The sequence below is a fragment of the Rufibacter soli genome, from assembly GCF_054781795.1.
In genome coordinates this window covers 1-2,098 of the sequence record NZ_BAAGTS010000009.1, presented here as the reverse complement: position 1 = coordinate 2,098, position 2,098 = coordinate 1, and the positions used below count along the sequence as shown (strand labels likewise).

Below are 2,098 nucleotides of genomic sequence, written 5' to 3'. Positions count from 1 at the left end.
TCAGTGGGGTAATGCTCTATGACGGCGCTATCAAAATCACCAACTCTACTGGGATCAAATTTACGGGTGGGTCTGACTTATCCGTTTCCACAATAACCCTGACCAATAGCTTTAAGACCTTTGTAGACAACTGCCGTTACGGTCCGCTGTCTGGCGTGGCGGTGAATGTGGTAAGCGGAGACGGCATCCTTCCGGGTGGTAACAACGTGGATTTTTAACAACGCTTCTCTAATAAACAAGTCATGAAAAAGTTATTTCCCAACAACTCCTCCAAAGGCGCAGTCGCCTTTCTTCTGGCCGTGGCCTTATTCTTCACCTGGTACATGGGCAGTGAAGGCGACTGGATCACTGTTATATTTTGGTGGGTGCTGACGGGCATGTTAACCGCGGTTATTTGCCTTATCAACTTTGTAAAGGAGACCAGGAAGGAACGCCGTGCAGCTGGCACTCTTTAGCCTTGCCCTGCTCTTCCCCTGGGCCTTTGCCTGGGAGGAGAGCAGGAAGGACGCCAAACGCGCTGACCGCTGGAACCACGTCATGAAGGAGGTATTTCACCAGAAGTACGGATTCCTAAGGGGGTGGCTCCTTTTGCTGGTGGCTTTCCTATGCTACCAACCGGACCCCTGCCAGGTGTTAACCGCTGGCATCTACCAGATATGCGCCTTTGGGTATGGCTTCACCTATCTTCTGAACAAGGCCCGACATAAGCATCCCTTCTACCAGAGCCGGGAAGAACGCGCCGCCTGGGTGGACCGTTCTTTTGTCTGGCTGGGTAAAAAGATAGGGGTGACCCCAGAGCAGCTGGCAGGAATAGTATATACCTTTTTGCTGGCTATATCAGCGACAATATTTCTGCGGCTGCCGCTTGGTTGGTAGGGGAGGTACCCCCAAAGGAGGGGAAGGAGGTTTTGATCTGGTTGTTCTCAAACATACCAAGGCTCCTTAGATAGGCTTCCGTCTGCGCGATGGAGGAATGACCGTTCTGCTCCTTGATTGCATGCAGGTTCACCCCTGCCAGAAACAACGCGCAGTTAGCCGTGTGCTTATACCCATACAAGGTATAATCCTGGTCAGTATAACCCAGCTTCTCCAGCATGGTCACGTGGTGGCGGTAGAAATAGTTCAGGCCGGTAGCCACCGGGCCCGGGCAGCCCTCATTCCCGAACACGTAGAACTCAGGGTCACATTCCCGCAGCTTGTATTTGGTGATCAGTTTCTCAAAATCAGGGGCAATCACCGGAAACCGGGTAAACTTGGTTTTGGCGCGGCGGCAGTCAATGCGGATCTTATCTGAGTGAATGTCCCGTACCTTCAAAAGGCGCAGCTCCTCCCTGGGGCGGGCGCAGGTGAAGTAGATGAAATTGAGAAAAAGGAAAAGCTGGTCCTGGTTTGTTTTCAGCAGGTAGTTCCGGATGGTGGCCATCTGGGATGTAGTGAAAGGAATGTTCATTCCGCTCTCTACCTTCTTTTTCTCAATGCGGGATATTTTGTTGTGTTTGGGCTTGATGATCTCCCGGGCCACCAAGTCATTGATGACCCGGCCCAAATCACCTTTCACGTTGTTGAAGGTCTTATTGCTGACCCCTGTGCGGTCAAACTGGACCACCTTGTGCTCATTCTTCAGGTAATCAAAGAAGGAATTGGTAAGCTCGGTGTCAAAGTCAACCACCAGCAGGTTCTCAAGGAAGTTTTTCTCCATCCAGAGATTGAGGGTTTTCTTCAGTGTCTTGAAGGCGTCAATGGTGCCTGGGCTGAGGGTGGTCTTATACCTGTCTATATGGTCCTGCACCGCATCTAACAGGGTAAGCGTCTTACGCACCTCTTTGGGGCTGGCCGCTTTCTTAGTCGGTGCGGACTTCTTCGCCTTTGGCTTGGTGACCACATAGCCTTTCTCCAGCAGACGGTTGATCTTCTCTATATAATTGGCCGCTGCCTTCCTTCGCTTCTTCTCAGTAGTATGGGAATTGATGTCGTATTCCCGGCGCACGCGTACCTTCTTCCCTTCCACCAAGGAAAACGGCCAGAACTCTATGTACCATCTTTTGGAAAGGTCCGGCTTGCCGTCTTTCTGGGGCACTTTCAGAACTGCCGGGTTGAA

General features: G+C 51.6%; 4 protein-coding genes. 3 read left to right on the top strand and 1 reads right to left on the bottom strand.

Annotated features, from left to right (window positions below):
• The 3 genes from ACYVJQ_RS19780 to ACYVJQ_RS19770 form a co-directional block, all read left to right on the top strand.
• Window positions 1–218, top strand: a 218-nt coding sequence (locus ACYVJQ_RS19780) for a hypothetical protein (protein WP_460894852.1), incomplete at its 5' end; no start/stop codon positions are given.
• A gap of 24 nt (window positions 219–242) precedes the next feature.
• Window positions 243–455, top strand: a complete 213-nt coding sequence (locus tag ACYVJQ_RS19775) for a hypothetical protein (RefSeq protein ID WP_460894851.1) — start codon at window positions 243–245, stop codon at window positions 453–455.
• Window positions 436–876, top strand: a complete 441-nt coding sequence (locus ACYVJQ_RS19770) for a hypothetical protein (protein WP_460444311.1) — start codon at window positions 436–438, stop codon at window positions 874–876. Before ACYVJQ_RS19775 ends, ACYVJQ_RS19770 begins: the two co-directional genes overlap by 20 nt.
• Here ACYVJQ_RS19770 and ACYVJQ_RS19765 read toward each other — a convergent pair.
• Window positions 833–2,098 (bottom strand): tyrosine-type recombinase/integrase (locus ACYVJQ_RS19765; protein ID WP_460894850.1); only part of this gene is annotated, 1,266 nt, incomplete at its 5' end. The genes ACYVJQ_RS19770 and ACYVJQ_RS19765 overlap by 44 nt on opposite strands.

Bases quoted from the DNA above. Each gene is read 5' to 3' on its own strand.
- ACYVJQ_RS19775 (WP_460894851.1), top strand. From the start codon at position 243: ATGAAAAAGTTATTTCCCAACAACTCCTCCAAAGGCGCAGTCGCCTTT.